Source organism: Clostridium fessum (genome assembly GCF_003024715.1).
In the GTDB taxonomy this organism is placed as follows: Bacteria; Bacillota; Clostridia; order Lachnospirales; family Lachnospiraceae; genus Otoolea; species Otoolea fessa.
Genome location: NZ_PYLO01000004.1, coordinates 56184 through 76103, shown reverse-complemented (window position 1 = coordinate 76103; position 19920 = coordinate 56184). Strand labels below are relative to the sequence as shown.

General features: G+C 42.4%; 17 protein-coding genes. 3 read left to right on the top strand and 14 right to left on the bottom strand.

Annotated elements, in window-relative coordinates:
* Positions 1–96: 96 nt before the first annotated feature.
* On the bottom strand, positions 97–1278 hold the full coding sequence (locus C7U56_RS11665) for an acetyl-CoA C-acetyltransferase (RefSeq protein WP_107001360.1): 1182 nt from the start codon (positions 1276–1278) through the stop codon (positions 97–99).
* Between the two features lie 505 nt (positions 1279–1783).
* Here C7U56_RS11665 and C7U56_RS11660 point away from each other — a divergent pair.
* Positions 1784–3127, top strand: coding sequence for a butyryl-CoA:acetate CoA-transferase (locus C7U56_RS11660; RefSeq protein ID WP_107001359.1), 1344 nt, complete (start codon positions 1784–1786; stop codon positions 3125–3127).
* A gap of 220 nt (positions 3128–3347) precedes the next feature.
* Here C7U56_RS11660 and C7U56_RS11655 read toward each other — a convergent pair whose 3' ends face one another.
* The 6 genes from C7U56_RS11655 to C7U56_RS11630 form a co-directional block, all read right to left on the bottom strand.
* Positions 3348–5027: a DUF5722 domain-containing protein gene (locus C7U56_RS11655; RefSeq protein WP_107001358.1), complete on the bottom strand. Its 1680-nt coding sequence runs from the start codon at positions 5025–5027 to the stop codon at positions 3348–3350.
* A gap of 286 nt (positions 5028–5313) precedes the next feature.
* Positions 5314–7317, bottom strand: coding sequence for a heavy metal translocating P-type ATPase (locus C7U56_RS11650; RefSeq protein WP_107001357.1), 2004 nt, complete (start codon positions 7315–7317; stop codon positions 5314–5316).
* A gap of 168 nt (positions 7318–7485) precedes the next feature.
* Positions 7486–7704, bottom strand: a complete 219-nt coding sequence (locus tag C7U56_RS11645) for a cation transporter (protein WP_022358590.1) — start codon at positions 7702–7704, stop codon at positions 7486–7488.
* A gap of 127 nt (positions 7705–7831) precedes the next feature.
* A complete protein-coding gene (locus C7U56_RS11640; RefSeq protein ID WP_022358591.1) occupies positions 7832–8191 on the bottom strand; it encodes an ArsR/SmtB family transcription factor in 360 nt (119 codons plus the stop codon).
* Positions 8192–8678: 487 nt separating this feature from the next.
* Positions 8679–8876 carry a tautomerase family protein gene (locus tag C7U56_RS11635; RefSeq protein WP_107001356.1) on the bottom strand — a complete coding sequence of 66 codons (198 nt, stop codon included), beginning with the start codon at positions 8874–8876 and terminating at the stop codon, positions 8679–8681.
* A gap of 17 nt (positions 8877–8893) precedes the next feature.
* The gene (locus C7U56_RS11630; RefSeq protein ID WP_107001505.1) at positions 8894–10063 is read right to left on the bottom strand and encodes an iron-containing alcohol dehydrogenase; all 1170 of its coding nucleotides are present in this window, start codon (positions 10061–10063) and stop codon (positions 8894–8896) included.
* Positions 10064–10779: 716 nt separating this feature from the next.
* Here C7U56_RS11630 and C7U56_RS11625 point away from each other — a divergent pair.
* Entirely contained in the window at positions 10780–11046 is a 267-nt protein-coding gene (locus C7U56_RS11625; RefSeq protein ID WP_107001355.1) for an acyl carrier protein, read from the top strand.
* Between the two features lie 266 nt (positions 11047–11312).
* On the opposite strand, the gene C7U56_RS11615 is transcribed toward C7U56_RS11625, so the two are convergent.
* On the bottom strand, positions 11313–11780 hold the full coding sequence (locus C7U56_RS11615; RefSeq protein WP_107001353.1) for a low molecular weight protein-tyrosine-phosphatase: 468 nt from the start codon (positions 11778–11780) through the stop codon (positions 11313–11315).
* 124 nt (positions 11781–11904) lie between these two features.
* Between C7U56_RS11615 and C7U56_RS11610 the strand changes: the two genes are divergently transcribed.
* On the top strand, positions 11905–12315 hold the full coding sequence (locus tag C7U56_RS11610; RefSeq protein WP_267895330.1) for a phage major capsid protein: 411 nt from the start codon (positions 11905–11907) through the stop codon (positions 12313–12315).
* A gap of 45 nt (positions 12316–12360) precedes the next feature.
* Here the strand turns inward: C7U56_RS11610 and C7U56_RS11605 are convergent, their stop codons facing one another.
* The 6 genes from C7U56_RS11605 to C7U56_RS11580 form a co-directional block, all read right to left on the bottom strand.
* The gene (locus tag C7U56_RS11605; RefSeq protein WP_107001351.1) at positions 12361–13023 is read right to left on the bottom strand and encodes a hypothetical protein; all 663 of its coding nucleotides are present in this window, start codon (positions 13021–13023) and stop codon (positions 12361–12363) included.
* Between the two features lie 287 nt (positions 13024–13310).
* Positions 13311–13517 (bottom strand): hypothetical protein, encoded by a 207-nt coding sequence (locus tag C7U56_RS11600; protein WP_107001350.1) that lies wholly within the window; start codon positions 13515–13517, stop codon positions 13311–13313.
* Positions 13518–13526: 9 nt separating this feature from the next.
* Entirely contained in the window at positions 13527–16841 is a 3315-nt protein-coding gene (locus C7U56_RS11595) for an Eco57I restriction-modification methylase domain-containing protein (protein ID WP_107001349.1), read from the bottom strand.
* Positions 16842–17584: 743 nt separating this feature from the next.
* Positions 17585–18589, bottom strand: a complete 1005-nt coding sequence (locus C7U56_RS11590) for a PDDEXK nuclease domain-containing protein (RefSeq protein ID WP_333493364.1) — start codon at positions 18587–18589, stop codon at positions 17585–17587.
* Positions 18590–18699: 110 nt separating this feature from the next.
* Positions 18700–19335, bottom strand: a complete 636-nt coding sequence (locus tag C7U56_RS11585; protein ID WP_233430264.1) for a type IV toxin-antitoxin system AbiEi family antitoxin domain-containing protein — start codon at positions 19333–19335, stop codon at positions 18700–18702.
* 212 nt (positions 19336–19547) lie between these two features.
* Entirely contained in the window at positions 19548–19913 is a 366-nt protein-coding gene (locus C7U56_RS11580; RefSeq protein WP_107001347.1) for a TnpV protein, read from the bottom strand.
* Positions 19914–19920: the final 7 nt, after the last annotated feature.

The following is a 19920-nucleotide window of genomic DNA, read 5'->3' as shown; positions in this document are numbered from 1 at the left end:
GTTCCTCCTAAAAAGCTCTTGAATTGAAATACGTAAAACCAGAAACAGCCGGAGCGCCGGGGATAAGCCCCGACGACTCCGGTTCTGCGTCAGAAATTAGTCTCTCTCAACGATCGTTGCGCAGCCCATGCCGCCACCGATACACAGAGTAGCCAGACCCTTCTTAGCGTCACGTTTCTGCATCTCGTATAACAGAGTTGTCAGGATACGGCAGCCAGATGCTCCTACCGGATGTCCGATAGCGATTGCACCGCCGTTTACGTTCAGGATGTCTTTGTTGAAGCCAAGGTCACGAGCTACAGCGATAGACTGAGCTGCGAATGCCTCGTTTGCCTCGATCAGGTCGAAGTCTTCTACCTTCCAGCCTGTCTTCTTCAGAACTTTCTTGGTAGCTGCAACCGGTCCAATACCCATGATGCTCGGATCTACACCGCCCAGAGCGCCTGCTACCCATGTAGCCATCGGTTTGATACCCAGTTCTTTTGCTTTCTCTTCGCTCATAACAACTACAGCTGCTGCACCATCGTTGATGGAGGAAGCGTTACCAGCTGTTACACGTCCGTCTTTCTTGAATGCCGGACGAAGCTTGCCAAGAACCTCTACAGTGGAACCCGGACGCGGACCCTCATCGGTATCTACGATAACAGTCTCTTTTTTCTTCTTAACTTCGATCGGAACGATCTCGTCTTTGAAACGTCCAGCCTCGATAGCTGCGCAAGCCTTCTGCTGGCTAGCTGCTGCAAACTCATCGAGTTCTTCTCTTGTGATACCCCACTGATCGCAGATATTCTCAGCGGTGATACCCATGTGGTAATCGTTGAATGCATCCCACAGAGCGTCATTTACCATGGTGTCGATCATGGTCGCATTGTTCATACGGTATCCGTAACGAGCCTTCATCAGAGCATACGGAGCTGCGGACATGTTCTCTGCACCACCAGCTACTACGATGTCAGCATCGCCTGCAAGGATCATATCTGCTGCTGCGTTTACAGCATTCAGACCAGAACCGCAAACCACGTTCAGGGTAACTGCCGGAACTTCTACCGGAAGACCAGCTTTCAGAGACATCTGACGTGCTACGTTCTGACCAAGACCAGCCTGGATAACACATCCCATGTATACGTGATCAACCTGCTCCGGAGCAACGCCTGCTCTCTTCAGAGCCTCCTTGATAACTACGGCACCCATCTCAGCTGCTGGAACAGTACTGAGCTGGCCACCCATAGAACCTACTGCGGTACGGCATGCACTTGCAATTACGACTTTCTTAGACATTGAAAAAATCCTCCTTGAAAATGATCCACCACGTAAATAACACAACTGCAGTAAATAGTAAAATAGTGATAAATATGATAGTGTATTTGTATCTTAACACCCCACGCGGCTCCTGTCAAATAATTATCAATGGATTTATAAAGATTTAAGATTCTCATTTTTCCGCGTACAATCCACTTATTTCTACATCGTTTTGATCGCCTTTAGGCGGAATGCACAATTTTTTTCTTCTGTTTTCTCAATAAAAGTGGTCTTCTCTGGCATTATAACCAACACGGTATTTTGTTTGTGAATTAATAGACAAACTCATTTCTCTTCCATTTACATATGCTTATATCTGTAATTCATAAATATGAATATGTCGTCATTTTCCCCTATTTTGTCCTCCGCCTCTTTCGTTGACAAGGGGTAGTGGAGATGATACACTGATAAACAACGGGGGATGTCCGAATCACGCATTTGTACGGACTTCTTCATATTATTAAAAAGGACAAGGTGAATAAGTATGGATTACAAGAAACTGTATGCAGAAAAGCTGGTTTCCGCTGAAAAAGCTGCTTCCGTCGTTAAATCTGGCGACTGGGTTGACTATGGCTGGACCACCGGCACTCCGGTAGCAGTCGATGCTGCTATCGCAAAACGTCTTCCGGAACTGGAGAATGTAAACTTCCGCGGCGGTATCCTGATGTGGGTACCGGAGATCTTCAAGATCGAAAACCCGGCAGCTCATATGACCTGGAACTCCTGGCACATGAGCGGTATCGAGAGAAAGGCAATCGCACAGGGATTCAGCTTCTATGCTCCGATCCGTTATTCCGAGCTTCCGAGATACTATCGTGAGTCCGCAACCAAACCGGATGTAGCTGTATTCCAGGTCGCTCCGATGGATGAGCACGGTTATTTCAACTTCGGACCAAATGCTTCCCATATGGCAGCCTGCTGCGAGACTTCCAAGGTTGTCATCGTAGAGGTCAATGAAAATATGCCGGTCTGCCTCGGCGGATTTGAGAACGGCGTTCATATCTCCAACGTAGACATGATCGTAGAGGGCAGCAACCCGACCATCGCAGAGATGGGAGGCGCCGCAGCAGCGACTGATGTCGATGAAGCAGTTGCAAAACTGATCGTAGACGAGATCCCGGATGGTGCCTGCTTACAGTTAGGTATCGGCGGTATGCCGAACGCAGTTGGTTCCCTGATTGCGAAATCCGACTTAAAGGATCTGGGTGTTCACACCGAGATGTACGTTGACGCATTCGTTGATATTGCCGCAGCCGGCAAGATCACAGGCGCTCACAAAGCACTGGACAAAGGCCGTCAGGTATACGCATTCGGCGCTGGTACCAAGAAACTGTATGACTACTTAAACAACAACCCGGCCTGCATGAGTGCTCCGGTTGATTACACCAACGACGTCCGCACCATCGCAGCCCTGGACAACTTCATGTCCATCAACAACGCGGTTGACCTCGACCTCTTCGGTCAGGTAAATGCAGAGTCCGCAGGAATCAAGCACATCAGCGGTGCAGGCGGACAGCTTGACTTCGTTCTGGGCGCTTACCTGTCCAAGGGCGGAAAGAGCTTCATCTGCTGCTCCTCCACCTTCAAGAACAAGGCTGGCGAGCTGCAGTCCCGTATTCTCCCGACCTTAAATCAGGGTTCCATCGTAACCGATACACGTGCAAACCTGCACTACCTGGTAACCGAGTACGGTAAAGTAAACTTAAAGGGTCTTGCAACCTGGCAGAAATGCGAGGCTATCATCTCCGTTGCACATCCGCAGTTCCGCGATCAGCTGATTAAGGAAGCTGAGAAGATGCATATCTGGAGACAGAGCAATAAGATCTGATAAGAACTCAAGATCTGATAAAATCGGCAGGATTCGGAGACAAAATCCAGCAAACCATCTATGGTATCTGAGACTCCCGGTTCTCCGATACATCAGATACGTTTATTTTCTAAAAAAAGTGCTTTTCCTCTCAAGAAATTTTCTTCGAGAAGAAAGGCACTTTTTTATTTATACTTTTTTTTTTATAGTTTTTGTTCTACAAGTCTCTGTCTACCATCCGCTACTGTTCCAGAGACTTCCACCGGAAGTTCGGAATCACATCCGACCACTTATTAATTCCGATGATTGATTTTGCAAAATTCGAAGTTTCCAGCGTGTATCTCTTCTGATCAATGTCGTGGAAAACTCTCCAGAGCTTTCGATCCTTTACCGCTACAATCTCATTGCCCTGATTCATATCACAGGACCACAGACCGAAGCTTAAGCCTGCCCTTACCTCTGACGGCGCATCGACCTGACGACTCAGAATGTACGCGTCGATATACGGGTTGCTGTCCACGATATAGTAAGAATATGCAAATGCCGCCGCCTGGATATCCGACACATCGCCGCGCGTCAGACTCTGTGCAGTAAATCCTTCCTCCGTCAGAATGACATGGCGCACCTCGCCAGATGCTGTCTTCATCGAATCCTGATTCAGATAATCGGTCAGTACATGCAGGTTTGCAAAGTTGACAATCGGTGAATCTGCACTCTCGGTTACCAGCCCCGTTGCCGGATCATCCCAGAATTCCGGTTCCGTCATCGGGTACGGATACGGATGGTAGGCAATGCCCCAGTCCATCTGGCCTTCCGTTACTGCCAAGGCGTTAAACGTATCAACAATGCCTTTGCCCGTATAATGCACCTGATCGTTCAGGTTCTCATACGGAGCTCCCCACCAGAAATCAAGTGAAAAATAAACCCGGTCATTCGCACTTGTGCTCTTGATCGCCGTGTAGAACGTGCGGAATGCCTGCTGATACGTGGATACATATGCATTCAAATCTGCCGGTCCCATGTAGTTCCAAATCTGGTTGTTGATCTCATTGCCCAGAATCCAGTTGGAAATCTTCGCATAATTTGAATTATGATTCTTGCCGCTGTAACGATCCGCCAAAAACGCGAAGATCGCACGCGTTGTCTCAAACCCTTCCTGTGTCTTCGTGTTAAACATATAATAATTGGCGCTCGAAGATTTCGCAGTTCCCGCATGAACCAATTCCGGGTGCGCGTCATTCCAGTCATTTAAAACGATCGCCGTCACGGATATATCTTTTCCGATATATGTACTGATCACCTTGTCATAATTTTCAACCACCGACTTATTAAAATGATACGTTTTTCCATCGTACTCATAATCAATGCCACTTCCTAAAAACTGGGAAAATGCGATATTGACTGCCACATGTTTGACGCCCAGTGTAAATGCATCGTTGAGCATATTTAACTGGATATTCAAGCCCTTTTTCGTCAGCGGCGTCTTAAACGCATCCTGATTGGATGCAACCACCTCCGGATTTGTGATATAATGTGCCGCGCCAACTGCCGTAAATGCAGTTCCGTCAAACACTGCCGGAACAAACCGGCTATAAAGGCGGTCCTGGGCAGTTCCCTTGTTTAAAGGAATCGAGACGGTCCTCGTCTCCCCTGCGCCTACGCTGCTGACATAATCAGTCCGGCTTCCAATCTCCGACTCATACGGCCGCAATTCAAACAGATAAATCTTTCCGTCCGTCCCCGTTGTATCACCGTTGCTTGAAAGTGAAATATCCACTGTATTCTGCCCCGAACCAATCAGACAGGAGCCGATCGAAGCGGTTATCTGAAACGTCTGCGCCGCCAGTGCTGTGAACGCAGCCGCCACACTCAGGCAGACCGCTGCAGCCAGGACAAGCGCCGTTTTCATCCATTTTTTCATCCTGTTCCTTCCTTTCCGTCTAATATCCTATGGTATTTGATCATACTTCATTCTTCCGTCAGATTCAATTACTATTTTATTAAGGATTATTACAACTATTTTGGAAATTCTGTATGATTCCCAGCATTTTATCTTTCCCAAGCCTTGATTTCTTTCTTATTCCTATTCTTTTACCACTTGCAAATATTGGTTTTATATATAAATCCCTTAGAGCCGCAAATTTAAAAAGCTACAGTTTCCGGAACCATCAAGTATTCCTTCCGCCATAGCTTTTTGATATTAGCGATTATTTAGTTCTTAATGCCCTCATCGCATTTAAAATTGCAATGACGGAAACACCGACGTCCGCAAACACGGCTTCCCACATATTCGCCACTCCAGCCGCGCCCATCAGAAGCACAACCGCCTTAACCGCCAGGGCAAACACGATATTCTGGTGCGCAATTGCCATTGTCTTGCGTCCGATTTTAACCACACCTGCAATCTTCGCCGGGTTATCATCCATCAGGACAATGTCCGCCGCCTCGATCGCCGCGTCACTTCCCATGCTTCCCATTGCAATACCGACATCTGCGCGGGAGAGAACCGGTGCATCGTTGATGCCGTCGCCGACAAATGCCAGCTTCCGCTTTCCGGTCATCTCCGCCAGCATCTCCTCGACCTTCTGCACCTTATCCGCCGGAAGCAGCTCCGTGTACGCCTGATCGATGCCGACCTTCGCAGCCACCGCCTCGCCGACCGCTTTCCGGTCGCCCGTCAGCATAACAGTACGGCGGATTCCAGCCGCCTTCAGTCCACGGATCGCATCCTCCGTCTCCGGCTTGATCGTATCGGCAATCAGGATACTTCCGGCAAATTTTCCGTCCTTTGCCAGATAAATCACAGTGCCGATGCCGTCGCATTCCTGATACGGTATATTTTTACTCTTCATCAGGCGTCCATTACCCGCCAGAACTTTGTGACCGTCGATCGTTGTCTCGATACCATGACCGGAAATCTCGTTGGTTTCACCGATGCGGGTTAAGTCGATCAGGGGTTTGCGTACCACTCCCTGCACACCCTCTTTGGACTGCACCTCTTTTATTGTGTCATTGTCAGCATCCAGAACGATTTCTGCTGTTCCCGCATTCGCCTTTTGAGTTTCTGCTTCTGCCAAACTGCCTTTTCTCTCACGATACGCCTCCCGTATCGATTCCGCGATCGGATGCGTCGAATAATTCTCGGCATACGCCGCCAGCTCCAGAAGCTCATCCTCACTGATTCCCGCCGGATGCAGCTCCGTCACTTTAAACTCGCCCTTCGTCAGGGTGCCTGTCTTATCAAATACAACCGTATCCAGCTCCGAAACTGCCTCCAGATAATTGCTTCCCTTGACTAACACACCGATGCGGGATGCAGCACCAATGCCGCCAAAGAAGCTAAGCGGAACCGAAATCACCAGCGCACACGGGCAGGAAATTACCAGGAAAATACAAGCTCGCTGAATCCACTCGCCAAATTCTCCGCCCAGCACAATCGGCGGCACAAATGCCAAAGCAACCGCCGCGATCACGACCACCGGCGTATAATATCTGGCAAACCGAGTGATAAAGTTCTCCACCTTCGCCTTCTTGCTGCTGGCATTCTCCACCAGCTCCAGAATCCGTGCCACCGTCGAATCATCAAATTCTTTCGTCACGCGCACCCGCAGAAGCCCGCTGCCATTGACACATCCGCTGATGATTTCATCCCCGGCTGCCGCACGGCGCGGTACCGATTCACCAGTCAGCGCCGAGGTATCGATCATCGATTCACCCTCTACCACCACGCCATCCAGCGGAATCCGCTCTCCCGGCTGTACCACGATGATGTCATCCACTTCCACATCATCCGGATCGACCTGCTCTATCTGTCCATCTTTTTCAATATTGGCATATTCCGGGCAGATATTCATGAGATCGCTGATCGACTGGCGCGAACGGTTGACCGCATAACTCTGAAACAGCTCGCCAACCTGATAGAACAGCATAACCGCAACCGCCTCAGAAAACTCGCCCACACCGAACGCTCCGAACGTCGCTACTGTCATGAGGAAATTCTCATCAAATACCTGACCATTTTTAATCCCCCGGAACGCCTTGTATACAATATCCCATCCAATAATCAGATACGGAATTAAAAATACGACTAACTCTGTCCACGGCTGCGGCATTCCGGCAAATACATTCATTTTTTTCGCTGCTGCCGCCGCGATATATACGATTGCCGCCGCGACGATCCGCTTCAGCATCGTTTTCTGCTTCTGATTCATAAAGCCTCCCTTCATTCTGGAAACACATTCCCAGAAAAAAAGATATAGGAAAATGTGCCGGCACAGCTCATTTGCCTATATCTTTTTACTTTGCCCTTCTGTGCATTACACAATCTGATTTTATTCTTTTAAAAAGCAGCTTTTGATCCGATTATGCCTTTTCCAATTTTACATATTAATAATGCAGTCCGGTTCCACCTTCTTGCACACTTCTACAACCTCTTTCATGATCTCGTCGAAACGTGCGTCATCCGCATCGATCGTCATTTTCTGCATCATAAAGCTGACACTCGCATCATTGACTCCATCCAGCTTCTTGATCGCATCCTCCATCTTTGCTGCACAGTTTGCACAATCCAGATCAGTTAATTTAAATTTCTTCTTCATGATAATCCTCCTCTTTTTATTGAGTTATAAATTTTTAATGTTTGCTTTTCGAGACCTGCAATTTTTTCTTTACAGATAGCACCGCTTTCACATTCATTCAATCCATTATCATCATTCAAGGAACTTGCTATTCTTTAATATGCTCAAAGCCCTGGTTGATAATCCGGTAAACATGGTCGTCTGCCAGCGAATAGAACACCGACTTTCCGTCCCGGCGGCTCTTGACGAGCTGCGACTGCTTGAGAATCCGAAGCTGATGCGAAATCGCCGACTGCGTCATATTAAGCAGCTGTGCAATGTCGCAGACACACATCTCCGACTCAAACAGCACAAACAAAATCCGGATCCGCGTCGAATCACCAAATACCTTAAACAGCTCCGCCAGATCATACAAATCATCGTCATCCGGCAGCATTCCCCGGACCGACTGCACAACCTCATCGTGAACAGCACACTCCTCACAGCACTCTACATCATGAATTGCCATCCGATTTCTCCCTTCATGCTACGCGTTTCTGCCCTGCTTCACTGCTTCTTTCGTGAAAGCAGTTTGCAGGATTTTATCAAGATTTCTTTGAAATATTTTTATTTATATGAATCATTGTTCATATGTTCATTATATGAATGTAACTGGGAAATGTCAAGAAATATTTGTGGGAATTTAAAAGGAGTAAATGAAATGTTTTCTCAATTATAAAATGCTGCAAAAAAGACTGTTCATACAGACAAAATCCACTAAGTAATGCGCGTAAATGTGCTTCTTTCTGCCCGGTTTACAGATGATACTCTGTAAACCGGCACAGTTCAAATATCTATTCTCTACATCCTATGCTTTTTTGTCTATTTATGAACAGTCCGTTCTTTTTTATTCATTATTATATATCTTTTGCAGTTTATTTTTTCGACACTGCTTGAGCTATATTATCCATCGTCGGATGATCTTTTGCCTCTTTCTGCAACCCCGACTTAGACTTCTAATAGAATCTCTCCTCGCCCGGAATCGCATCCAAATATTCCTGCCATTTCTCAGCCGGTACATCATGAACCGATACCGTCACAACCTTCGGATCCTTCTTTAATTCTTCTGATACCAGCGTTCTGACCTTCTCAGCCAGCGCTGCCTTCTCTTCCCGGCTCCGTCCCGGGTACATAGATATTGCAATGTGTGGCATGATTTTCCTCCTTTGTACTAATAGCACTCTTCCAAAATATCCAAGATTTCCGCGTGCGTCAGCTGCCGATACCCGCCGTCATTGCGGATACATGAATCAGCAATCGTTTTCAGCAGGCTCTGATCTGTGATTCCCAGTTCCCGCAGCGTCCCCGGCAAACCAATCTCATGAATAAACGCCTGTAATGCGTCAATTCCGCCAAATGCCAGTTCTTCCTCATCGCCGCCATCTGGTGACATTCCCCAGACATTTACAGCAAATTTCACAAATTTCTTGATGCCGTCCCGGCAAATTCGACGATAATACGCCGGATGGATCACGCCAAGTCCCATGCCGTGGTTGCAGTCCGTGTAAGCCCCCATCTGATGTTCAATCATATGCGCCTCAAAATCACACTGTTTTCCTAATTTGATAATGCCAATCTCCGCCATCGTGGATGCCCACATCAGGTTGCTGCGCGCCTCATAATTTTCTGGTTCCCGGATCGCCACTGGCAGGTTCGCAATAATACTCCGCATCAGCGCCTCCGAGATCGCATCCGAAAGATTATCCTCATCCGGTGCGCTGAAATATGTCTCCATCACATGGCTGAGCATATCAAAACCGCCCGCTGCCGTCTGGAGTGGAGAAACCGTGTAGGTATATTTCGGGTCCATCATCGCAAACACCGGATTGCAGCGCGGATAATTCCGGCTCGTCTTAATTTTCTGTTCCTCATGGGTGATTACACCCTCGCCGTTGACCTCGCTTCCAGTGCCGACCACGGTCACAATCACGCCCACCGGAACCGGCTCAAAATCAATCTCGCCCTTTTTGATCCAGTATTCCTCCCAGACGTCCTTGTCCGTCGCAGCCGCCATTGAGATCGCCTTGCTGCAGTCCATGACCGAACCGCCGCCCACTGCCAGAATCAGATCTACCTGATTTTCCTGTACGACTTTTTTCCCTTCCATTACCTTGCTGTAGGTCGGATTCGGCATGATGCCAGAAAATTCTATCACCTGTTTTCCAGCCAGCTTTAAGACATCCATCACTTCCTGATAAATGCCATTCGTCTTGATCGAGCCGCCGCCATATGCCAGCATCACCGTTTCCCCATACGGCTTCACCGCCTCCAGCAGGTGCTCTTTCACACAACCTCCGCCAAAATAAATCTTTGTCGCATTTTCAAATGTAAACGCCCGCATCGTTCCCTGTCCTTTCTGAACCCGTTCCGGCAAATGCTTTTGCATCCGCCTGATGTTCTGCCTTCTTCTTTGTAGATATGTTTTTTTGAATCTTTATTTTGATTATTTTTCTCCTTTATCTCAGATTCATCAAATGTTCATCTATAACCCACACTAAATTTGACAAGTTCTCTGTAAGTGTTCATATTATATCACGATTCGCATCTTCGATGCTTACCGCTGCTGACGCAGCTATCGTGATCGCCATTCGCCGTTCGCCATAAATCTGCAAGCAGCTCTCTGGCTCACTTGCGCTCATTATATCATATTACCTTTTTACATTCTATCTTTTTCAGAAATTTCACGCATATATTTTCATTTTTATGAATAAAATTGCACAAACTTATATCTGCGTGTCATTTTTATTCCCCCATCCACTTCCAAAATATTTTCCGAAATTTATGATTTCTTCACATTCCGAACATACTTTTATCACATTTTTTCGATATAGTAATACGCGTAAAGGCAAAAGACCTTTCATAATATACTTTTTCATACCTACGCCGACAGGAGTCCGTTCCTGTCGGCTCCTCCTATTTTAAGGGATATATCTACTCAAGCGGGCAGTTTCATGATAAAATAAACACACAGATAGAATCATCTCACAAACACAGATTCTATATTAAATTTACAATAAAAATAGCTGCATGAATCACATATATTAGGAGGAACTTCTCATGAAACACGAACTGACGCAGGAAGAAATCCTGGTTGAAATAAAAGACATTCTATCAGAATACGTAGAAATCACCCGCCCGCTGACATCGGCTGACCGCCTGATCGACGATCTGGGGCTGGATTCATTTTTGATCGTATACTTTATCACAGAAATCGAAGACTGCTTCGAGATCGATATTCCGGAAACGGATTTTATCGAGCTTGTCACGGTCAAGGATCTCTGCGAACGGATTCAGCTGGAAATAAAAAAGCACTCCACTTATTAATACCAGCGTGTCATCGGCAAGTCATTATCAATTCCTTTTGTAAATAAAATCTGGTGCAGACGTAGATTTTCTACATCCAGGATATAAAATCCATCTGCTGAACCACAAGAAATCATTTCCCAGAGACTTAGAACCATTACGCCCGGGAAAATATATTTTTTAATCCACGAATCGCCCGGATGTTCCTCCAGCACACTGATAAATTGCAACAGAAACAGTCCGTTCCTTCTATCTTAACCTAAAATGAATACTCATCAAACTTTGGGTTATATCTGTCCCTGTTCTTTCAGATATGCCAGAAAACCCACACAGCCCTCCAGAACATCTTCATACGTCGCGTCAAAATCACCCGTATACCACGGATCCGCGATGTCACGGTCTGAACCTGCAAATGTGAGGAATTTATATATTTTCCCCTCTGGATCGCCTTTCAGCATCCGGTTTAAATTTCGGATATTGGCACTGTCCATACCTATGATATAATCAAATTTCTCATAATCCGCCCACGTCACCTGCCGCGCCCGGTGCGGCACCAGAGGAATTCCAACCTTCCTCAGCTTATTCACCGTCCCCCGGTGCGGTGGATTGCCGATTTCTTCGGTGCTTGTGGCGGCGCTGTCGATAAGGAAGTGAGCGGAAAGCCCTTGGGATACGACTTTGTGGGTGAAGACACTTTGGGCTAGGGTGGAACGGCAGATGTTGCCGTGGCAGATGAAAAGTACTCGAATGCTCATAATTTCTCCTTTCAAAAGGCGCTTTCCTGCTGCCATTTGCAGCGTTTTGCGCGGTGTCAATTTTTCTTTATGTATTGGTCATTTCTGTACATAAAATGCAAATCTTAGCGAAATTTTGCAAGATGTGTACAGTAATCGTACCGAGAGTTTATCTTATGATGATATTATCGCTTTGTATTTTGCAACGAAGCCTGAATTCAGGAAAAATGGTGTCTGGTTAATGAATGACAATACTGCATTAACCCTCAGAACATTAAAAGACAAGGATGGCAATTACCTGTGGCGGCAGTCTGATGACACAATCCATAGCAGGCCAGTGGTTATCTCGCCATATATGCCGGATATAGCAGCCGACAGTATTCCTGTTGCATTTGGCGATTTGTCCTATTTCTGGATATTAGAACGACAGCCACTGTCCGTAAAGATCTTAACTGAACTGTATTCTCGCGAGAATTTGACCGGTTATGCTGCTTATGAACGTATCAACGGTAGGCTCATCCGTCCAGAGGCTGTTCAGCTTCTTTCAATAAAATAATACAGGACGTCTCTGCGACACCCTGCACCAAAGAATCGTATTATTTTATACTTTGTGAAACGCTGAATTTCCAGAAAGATTTTGAAGCAGAATCCGGCGAGCAACTTTGCTGTCGTCTCCGATGAATCCCAAACGTAAAAGGAAACATCGGAATGCATATTTTTCATTCTCAACTTCTTTATCCTTCAGCGATACTCGTTTTAGTTTTATTGCTAATTCGCATAATTTGGAAATAAATTCTGTATATGCACTCACAGCATCCGGCTCGGACGCAAGTGGAAACCAGGGAAATGAAACCTGATTCTCGGTAATAGCAACCTCCAACTGCTCCACTCGGAATGTGTGCTTAAAAAGCGTTTGCTTCCCTTCTATCAACTTCTGCAAATTTTCCAGCTTGTCATCTGTAAACATGTTTCTTGGAACTGATATGCTTAATACATCTGCTTCCACAGTTTCATCCTCTGGCAGCTCTGATTGTTGTATGGGCTCACCTTTGTAAAACCGTTCTAAAACCAATTCCAACTCACTTTCTGACAAATCCTCGGATGTATGGAACACTCCGTTTTTATCTAGAATGCTGCTTCCAATCAGATAATCAAACTTGGGTGTTCTGGTATACTTTACCGGCATTTCAAGCAATTCACCTATGGCATAAGCCAGCTTCTTACGTTCCTCACCTTTAACTTTAAAATCAATTTCTGTAATCATTGCACATACCACCTTTCTTTTTGGTATGTACATATATCACTCTACCGGGTAAATTAGTCAACACAATATTTGAAAAAGAGCTGCCCCATTTCAAGGCAACCCTACTTCTACACAAATCGGCAATACTTTTCGGGCACAACATTTCATTTTTTTCCTTAATTTCAGCCATTCGAGTTGCTAAAACCAGGTTAACACAATACCCCCTGTGCAATTTCGCGAAAATATGCGTGAGAGGGGGCATTGGTCTTTAGTGAGAAAAGTGGTAGAGATTTAAGTCGCCCCTATACCTAACTATTCTCCTTTAATTTGTTATACTGTTTTTTCCATGATCTAGATGGTTTTTTACACAAACAATCAGACGATGCAAATCCACAAATACCTTCTAAGCCGTTAGAACCGCAAATATCTGGATTATTTTGTCTACATCCATATGTTTGAATTTCAGAATCCAACTCATTTAATGGCGCATTAAAATCAACTTGCAAATTTTTCACTTTTACCTCCTAAGAAAACAATATATGAATCATCCTGTTCAATTTTGATTCCAACTCACAAACGTTAGCACATGCTCCCTTTTCTTTTTTCTTTTGATGAATTTTCTTGGAAGTATCAGCTATTTTCGTATGTAAATCATTATCACTATCATACTTAGGAATCGCAATGTACTTCAAAACATCAACCCCCCTATTGGTAGAAATTGCATATCCATCAACAACTTCTATTATACTAGGCGAATTAATTATGCCGCACACATAATATGCTTCCATCTCCTCATAAACATCTAACATAAGCACTTTTGAATCAACAACAATGGGTTTATCTTCTGAAAACAATTCGCGATTTGCATTTGGCACCGATTCATAATAACTTGATACCACTACTGCAGACATACTACCCGCTTGCTCTTTCCATAAAACTTTATAAGGTGAATAAGTATATGTCCCAACATTATCCAATCTATAAAAAGGCTGCGTATCTTTATTAAAAAACTTTCCATTTTGAATTCGGGTATCCAGCAATTCATCATGATAATAATTCAGCCATTGGAATGTTTCCGGTGCTTCTAGTGCAAGAATTCCTTCAGGAACTCCATATTTAAATTCAGCAGTATGTGGCACAAGCATAAATTCATTAGATTTCACATACCATTTTGCTATATTACGTCCACCTAACATTGGATATATGTATGTTTCTTCAATACACCCTTTATGAACTCCTTTATCAATTATATCCTGTCTTCTTTGGCGTGACATATCGTTTTCAATATTCAAATATCCTTTTCTTGCCTTTTTAGGTTCCTTCAAAATATAAACACCTTTTGCACCTGCAGGTTCTATCCCCTTTCGTCCTTTATAAGAACGTTCTACATTTGGATTTAGTACATTATTAGCAAATCGCATATCTTCTAACGTCAACCAAGCAGATTGAGCATCTTCCTTGTCTACCGGTTGTGCAAGTTTATCACAATATTCTAAAATTGATTGAACATAATCCCAGTTTGCATGAGAATCAATTTTCGATTTTCTACCTATTTGTGTATAAAATCTATATCGATTCATTGGATATGTCATTTCCGTTCCTTTACTAAACTTAATAGCTACCGTTGGTATAGTAAACAAACTAACACATGAAAAATCATGTACTTCTTCAACCTTAAAAGGTATGCTCTGCCCATTCCGAATTATGCTGAATTTTCTAAATCCCTCACCACCTTTTGTTGATTTCAAAAAAGATGCTGGTAATAAAAATACCATTGAGCCTCCAACTTTCAAATATTGATCTACAGATACATATGTGACTGCCATACCAAAATCATCATGAGTTGTCTTTTTGTCATAAGCATTCTTTTCAAAAATACCATAGCTTTGCCATATTGTTAATGTTCCAGCACGATAACTCTTACTCATTGCTTTCCATGCTATCCAGGGTGGATTCCCCACAACAAAATCAAATTTATCTCGGATCATAACCGGTGCAAAACTATTTCTAAAGATTATAGGCCAAAATGAATCTTTACTAGCACGATGTAATGCTTTTAGTTTCGAAAACAATGTCTTAACAACACCTAAGTCTTCTTCTTGTATTAATCCCTTACCAAGAGCAAGTTTTTCAAAAACATCATATGAGCCTCTATCATCAATGGATTGACTTAACAGTTTTAGAAACTCATTTCCTTTCACAAATGAATCAAATTTGGGAATCTCAATTGGACCAACTGTTGTTTCTAATTTAAGCGTCGTATCATTCTCTTCAGTATAAACAACGGGCGCTAAAATTGAATCCGCAATAAAAACAGGTATACTTACGGGAGCGCCAAACTCTTCATCACAATTATCAAAATACGCTGAAAAAGTTATTAATATATAATTCGCTTTAGCCGCTACAACTGATATCGGATTAATATCAAATCCGACAATGTTTTCAGTAATTTTAATAATATCATCTTTTGAAAGAACACCGTTTTTTTCTTTAATAATACGCTTTATTGATTGTGTTAAAAATGGTCCAGAACCTGCAGTTGGATCAATCAAAGTTTTTGTAATCTCTCCATTATATCCAACCATATCTAGTGCATGCTCCACAATCCAATCTGGTGAAAAATACTCACCCATTAAATGACGCATCTCTTGTGGAATAAGTCCCATATAAACTTCCTGCAAAATATCCTGGACATTCTCAGGCCGCAAAACAAAAGTGCTTAAATCAAATTTATTAACTTCTTTCATAGTTTGATTAACAAGCTGAACGTCAAAACTATCATCCGGATTATTGATGTTGCTCGTAAATGTAAACCATTCCAAAAAATGCGATTCAAAGAAATTATTTACCAATTTACAGCTATCATCCGATTGTCCATCGAACAAATCGTTTATTTCATCTTTTGTTAACTCTTGCTGTGTTGTAAACATTGGATCAACAAGTTGTGCCAAGAATGAATACACTAATATTTTCAAAAAAATATTAAAAAATGTCTGCATGGAAAATAAATATTGTTTACTGTCAATATCCATTTCTTTCTCAATACCATACATTTCTCTTATTTTGGAAGATACTTCTGTAAAATCTGTTGCTTGTTCGTCATCACCATACATCACTCCGAATACTCTATCCCACTCATCAAATAATATTTTTACTCTGTTATTAAACGAATTGGATGTTGTATCAATATTATTTCTGAGATTTTGATATATTATATTAATAGAATTTCTTACAAAATCACTTTTAGGGTGAATAACAGAACATAGAGTTGCTTTTGTCAAGCTTCTCTTTTCTTGCTGTTTTAACAACAATGCAAGTCTTTTTAAACCAGGTTGAAAATCCTTTATTTCGTATATAAATCCCAAATTTAGTGGTTTTTCAATTTCTACTTTAACTTTCCTTGTATTTAATTTGTTTCTTTGTGATGAGGGAATAAAACGTGCAAATATAAATTTCTTTCCATCAAATCCAACGCCAATACCTCTCATTATTTTTTTCACTATAATTTCTTCTTTATCATTGACACTTATTCCCGAATTACTTATTATATAATCATAGAGTCCATGATCTGTGTCATTTCTTCCATAAAGAGCCTCATTTACTCCCTTTTCCTTAGAAAAATAGTTTTCTTTCTTTAATTCAAAAGAAATATTTTGGAATGTCGCATCAGTTCTTCCACCTGCAATTAAAACATCCTCACTTTTATATTGATTTAACATATCTGGATTTAACTCAATCAAAAGAGGTTTTACAATATCCGAATGAAAATGTATTTTTATATCATCTTCATTTCTGAAAACATTCTTTTTAAAATTGGATTCCAACTCTCTAAAATTCATATTACTACCTCCGAATCAATTTCTAATATTATTATACCCGTAAAAAACTTATTGGTCAACATAGTTTTGTTCGTTTTTTAAGGATTTATAACAACATTTTACTCATTGGTCAATGAAAGGAGATTACTATAGAATCACGAATTATAAATCAAAACATGAAAAATGCTGTAATATTATTATTAAAAAATAGACACATTAAAAACCCTGAATCACTTACGCAAAACACTATTAATTCATTCACACACACAAACTCTAGAGGTATCTCACATACCTACTATGTGTTTAACAGTTACTGTGAATACAAGCGTTTTTCTTGTAATGTTCAGCACAAACTATATAGATTAAATTCATTCTACATTATTGAACTTTTATAAGATATTTTCTTTCCCTCCACCTTGTCATCCGTATAAAAACCGTAGTCCCTTTCCTATCACTCCACCACGATTTGCTCCGTTTTATCGCACTTCATCGCCACTTATAGCTGTACTCAAAGTCCTGCCGTGGCAGATGAAAAGTATTTTTATCATTGTTTTGTTTCTCCTTGTTTTGCCCAGTAATGCCCTGTTTTGCAAGGGTTTCTGGGGTTATTGTGATATGCTTTGAAATTACAAATTGTGGCAGATTGGAGCAGAACCCTGCAAGTTGTTACTACCTGTTAGTAGTAAACTTGGTAGTAAAATATAAAGTGTTACTACTAAGAATTTTTTAGCTTTTTATCTTGCTTTGTTTTTCGATTCTTAGGTTTATTTAATCCGTTTCTGAATATCTTCAACAGATGGCAGTTGCTTTTCCAGAGCATCCGGCAGACTACTGGTTATTTTGTATTCGCTTACACCAATCGGCTTTGAAATATCCTTGAGTGAATATTCTGCAACCACATTATTTTTGCTTTTGCACAGAAGCAAACCAATGGACGGATTATCCTGCTCTTTTTTCAAAATGCCGTCCACGGCTGACAGATAAAAGTTTAGCTGACCAGCATATTCCGGCTTGAAATCACCGGTTTTCAATTCGATAACTACATAACAGCGAAGATTCAGGTTATAGAACAACAAATCAATGTAAAAATCATCGCCGCCTACATTCAGGTGATACTGGTTTCCCAGAAATGCAAAACCTGTTCCAAGCTCCAGAAGGAGCTTGGTGACATCCCTAACAAGTGCCTGCTCAATATCCCGTTCGAGCATATCTTCCCGGAAAGGAATAAAATCAAATACATATGGGTCTTTCATTGTCTGCACCGCAAGTTCACTTTGCGGAGACGGTAAGCGGTGATCAAAATTTGTAACTTTATCTGCCAGAACCTGTCTCTGATACAAGTTGCTTTCAATCTGATGGACAAGAACATTTCGAGACCAGCCGTTTTCCGCTGACTTTTTAATATACCATTTACGTTCATCCATATCAGCGACCTTATCCAGAAGAACTATATTGTGCCCCCATGGAATTTGTGCAACAACCTGTTGCACAAATTCTCGGTCTGGATAAATCTCTGCGAATTTTGCCATATACTTCAAATTACGAACAGAATATCCTTTGCTTTCTGGAAAAGCAATCCGAATATCTGCTGCAAGGTTATCAATAAACTTGTTTCCCCATGATTTATGTTCATTGATTACGCAACCAATATCATAATAAAGAAGCAGCATATCTGCATTTACATGAACTGCCGCACGATATTGTGCCGCAGTAATTTCACTCTTAATATTTTCAATAATGGAAATATACTCAGCCGTATTCATTAACATACTCATCGTCTCGCTTTCACATAATTCCTATCATTATTTTCTCTATATAAGATGCTCATAAACAATTTTTAAATAATTCAGGTAACCACATGAGCACAGATACAACAATATCAGCCCTCCAACAGAACCGACATCAATTCATTGACCTTCTTGTACACTCTTAGTTTTTTGGCATATATGGAAAGATTTTGCAGATTCTTCTTCTCATCCTTTGCATAAGCATTCAATGCCTTACTAAATATTTCACGATCAAGCCTTGAACGATATTTGAAGCAATCACAAATCGTACGCTCTCGATCATATACGGAGAGCTTAACCCCGTAAAAATCATCCGTCACTCTCCCCAGCTCATATATTTCTGGTTGAACATAATACGTTTGCAAAGCCAGTACATCTACATCCAGCTTTGTCCGGGACATAGATCTCGGTACAGCAATAGACCATTTACGAGGTGCAAAGTCACTATAGCCATAATGAAAAAGAGCCGATTCCACACAAATAATTGCCTTTGGAATCAACGCTGCAATGAGTTGTTCTTCAGAAGATGTATCCGCCTCAGCAAGTTGATAATATCCGTGTCGAATGCGATCAAGGTATCCGGCATTGCACATGTTTACTACATCAGCAGCATGAATTCCTGCCTGAACAAAATCTGCTGCTTTGGCAATGCCATCCTTTTCTATAATAACTTGTTTTGCTATCGTTCTAATATCCACGTGTTCACCAACTTTCGTTTTTAAAATCACTCACATTTATTTTCTTTCTGTGTATGTATTTATTATAACAGATATGCTTTAATAAGCAATAATTTTACGCACATTTATTCAAGATTTGTAAGTGAAATTTTGCATTAATTCGCATTAAAATATTTCACATACAAAAAAGTAAGCTTTTTTCAAAAAAGACTGGATGCAATCTCCCGTAGAATAACATCCAGTCTTGCTTATTTTACTCCTTATTACAGAACCAACTCATGAATCACAATCTCTTCCGCTCGATTGTGGATACTGTTCATAGCTCCGAGCCATGCCATCTGGTCGGCTGCTTTCAGTTCCTCTGTCACGCCCTCAGCGGCCTTCATCTGCTCAACAATCAGGGACAAACGCTCCTGTGCCTGCTCGTTCAAATCGGCAAGGTAAGTCCAGAGCTGCCCCTCCAGAACCAGGTCATTGAACATCATTGGGTTATGCTCTTTCAAATACTCTCGGTGCATCCGTCCGTATTTTCCGATAGGGCGTTCCTCATTGGGAAACTTCCGATCCGGGATGTAGTAATCTCCAACCAATATGTATTCGATATTGTTGATACTCTTTTTGTTTTTCATAACCTTG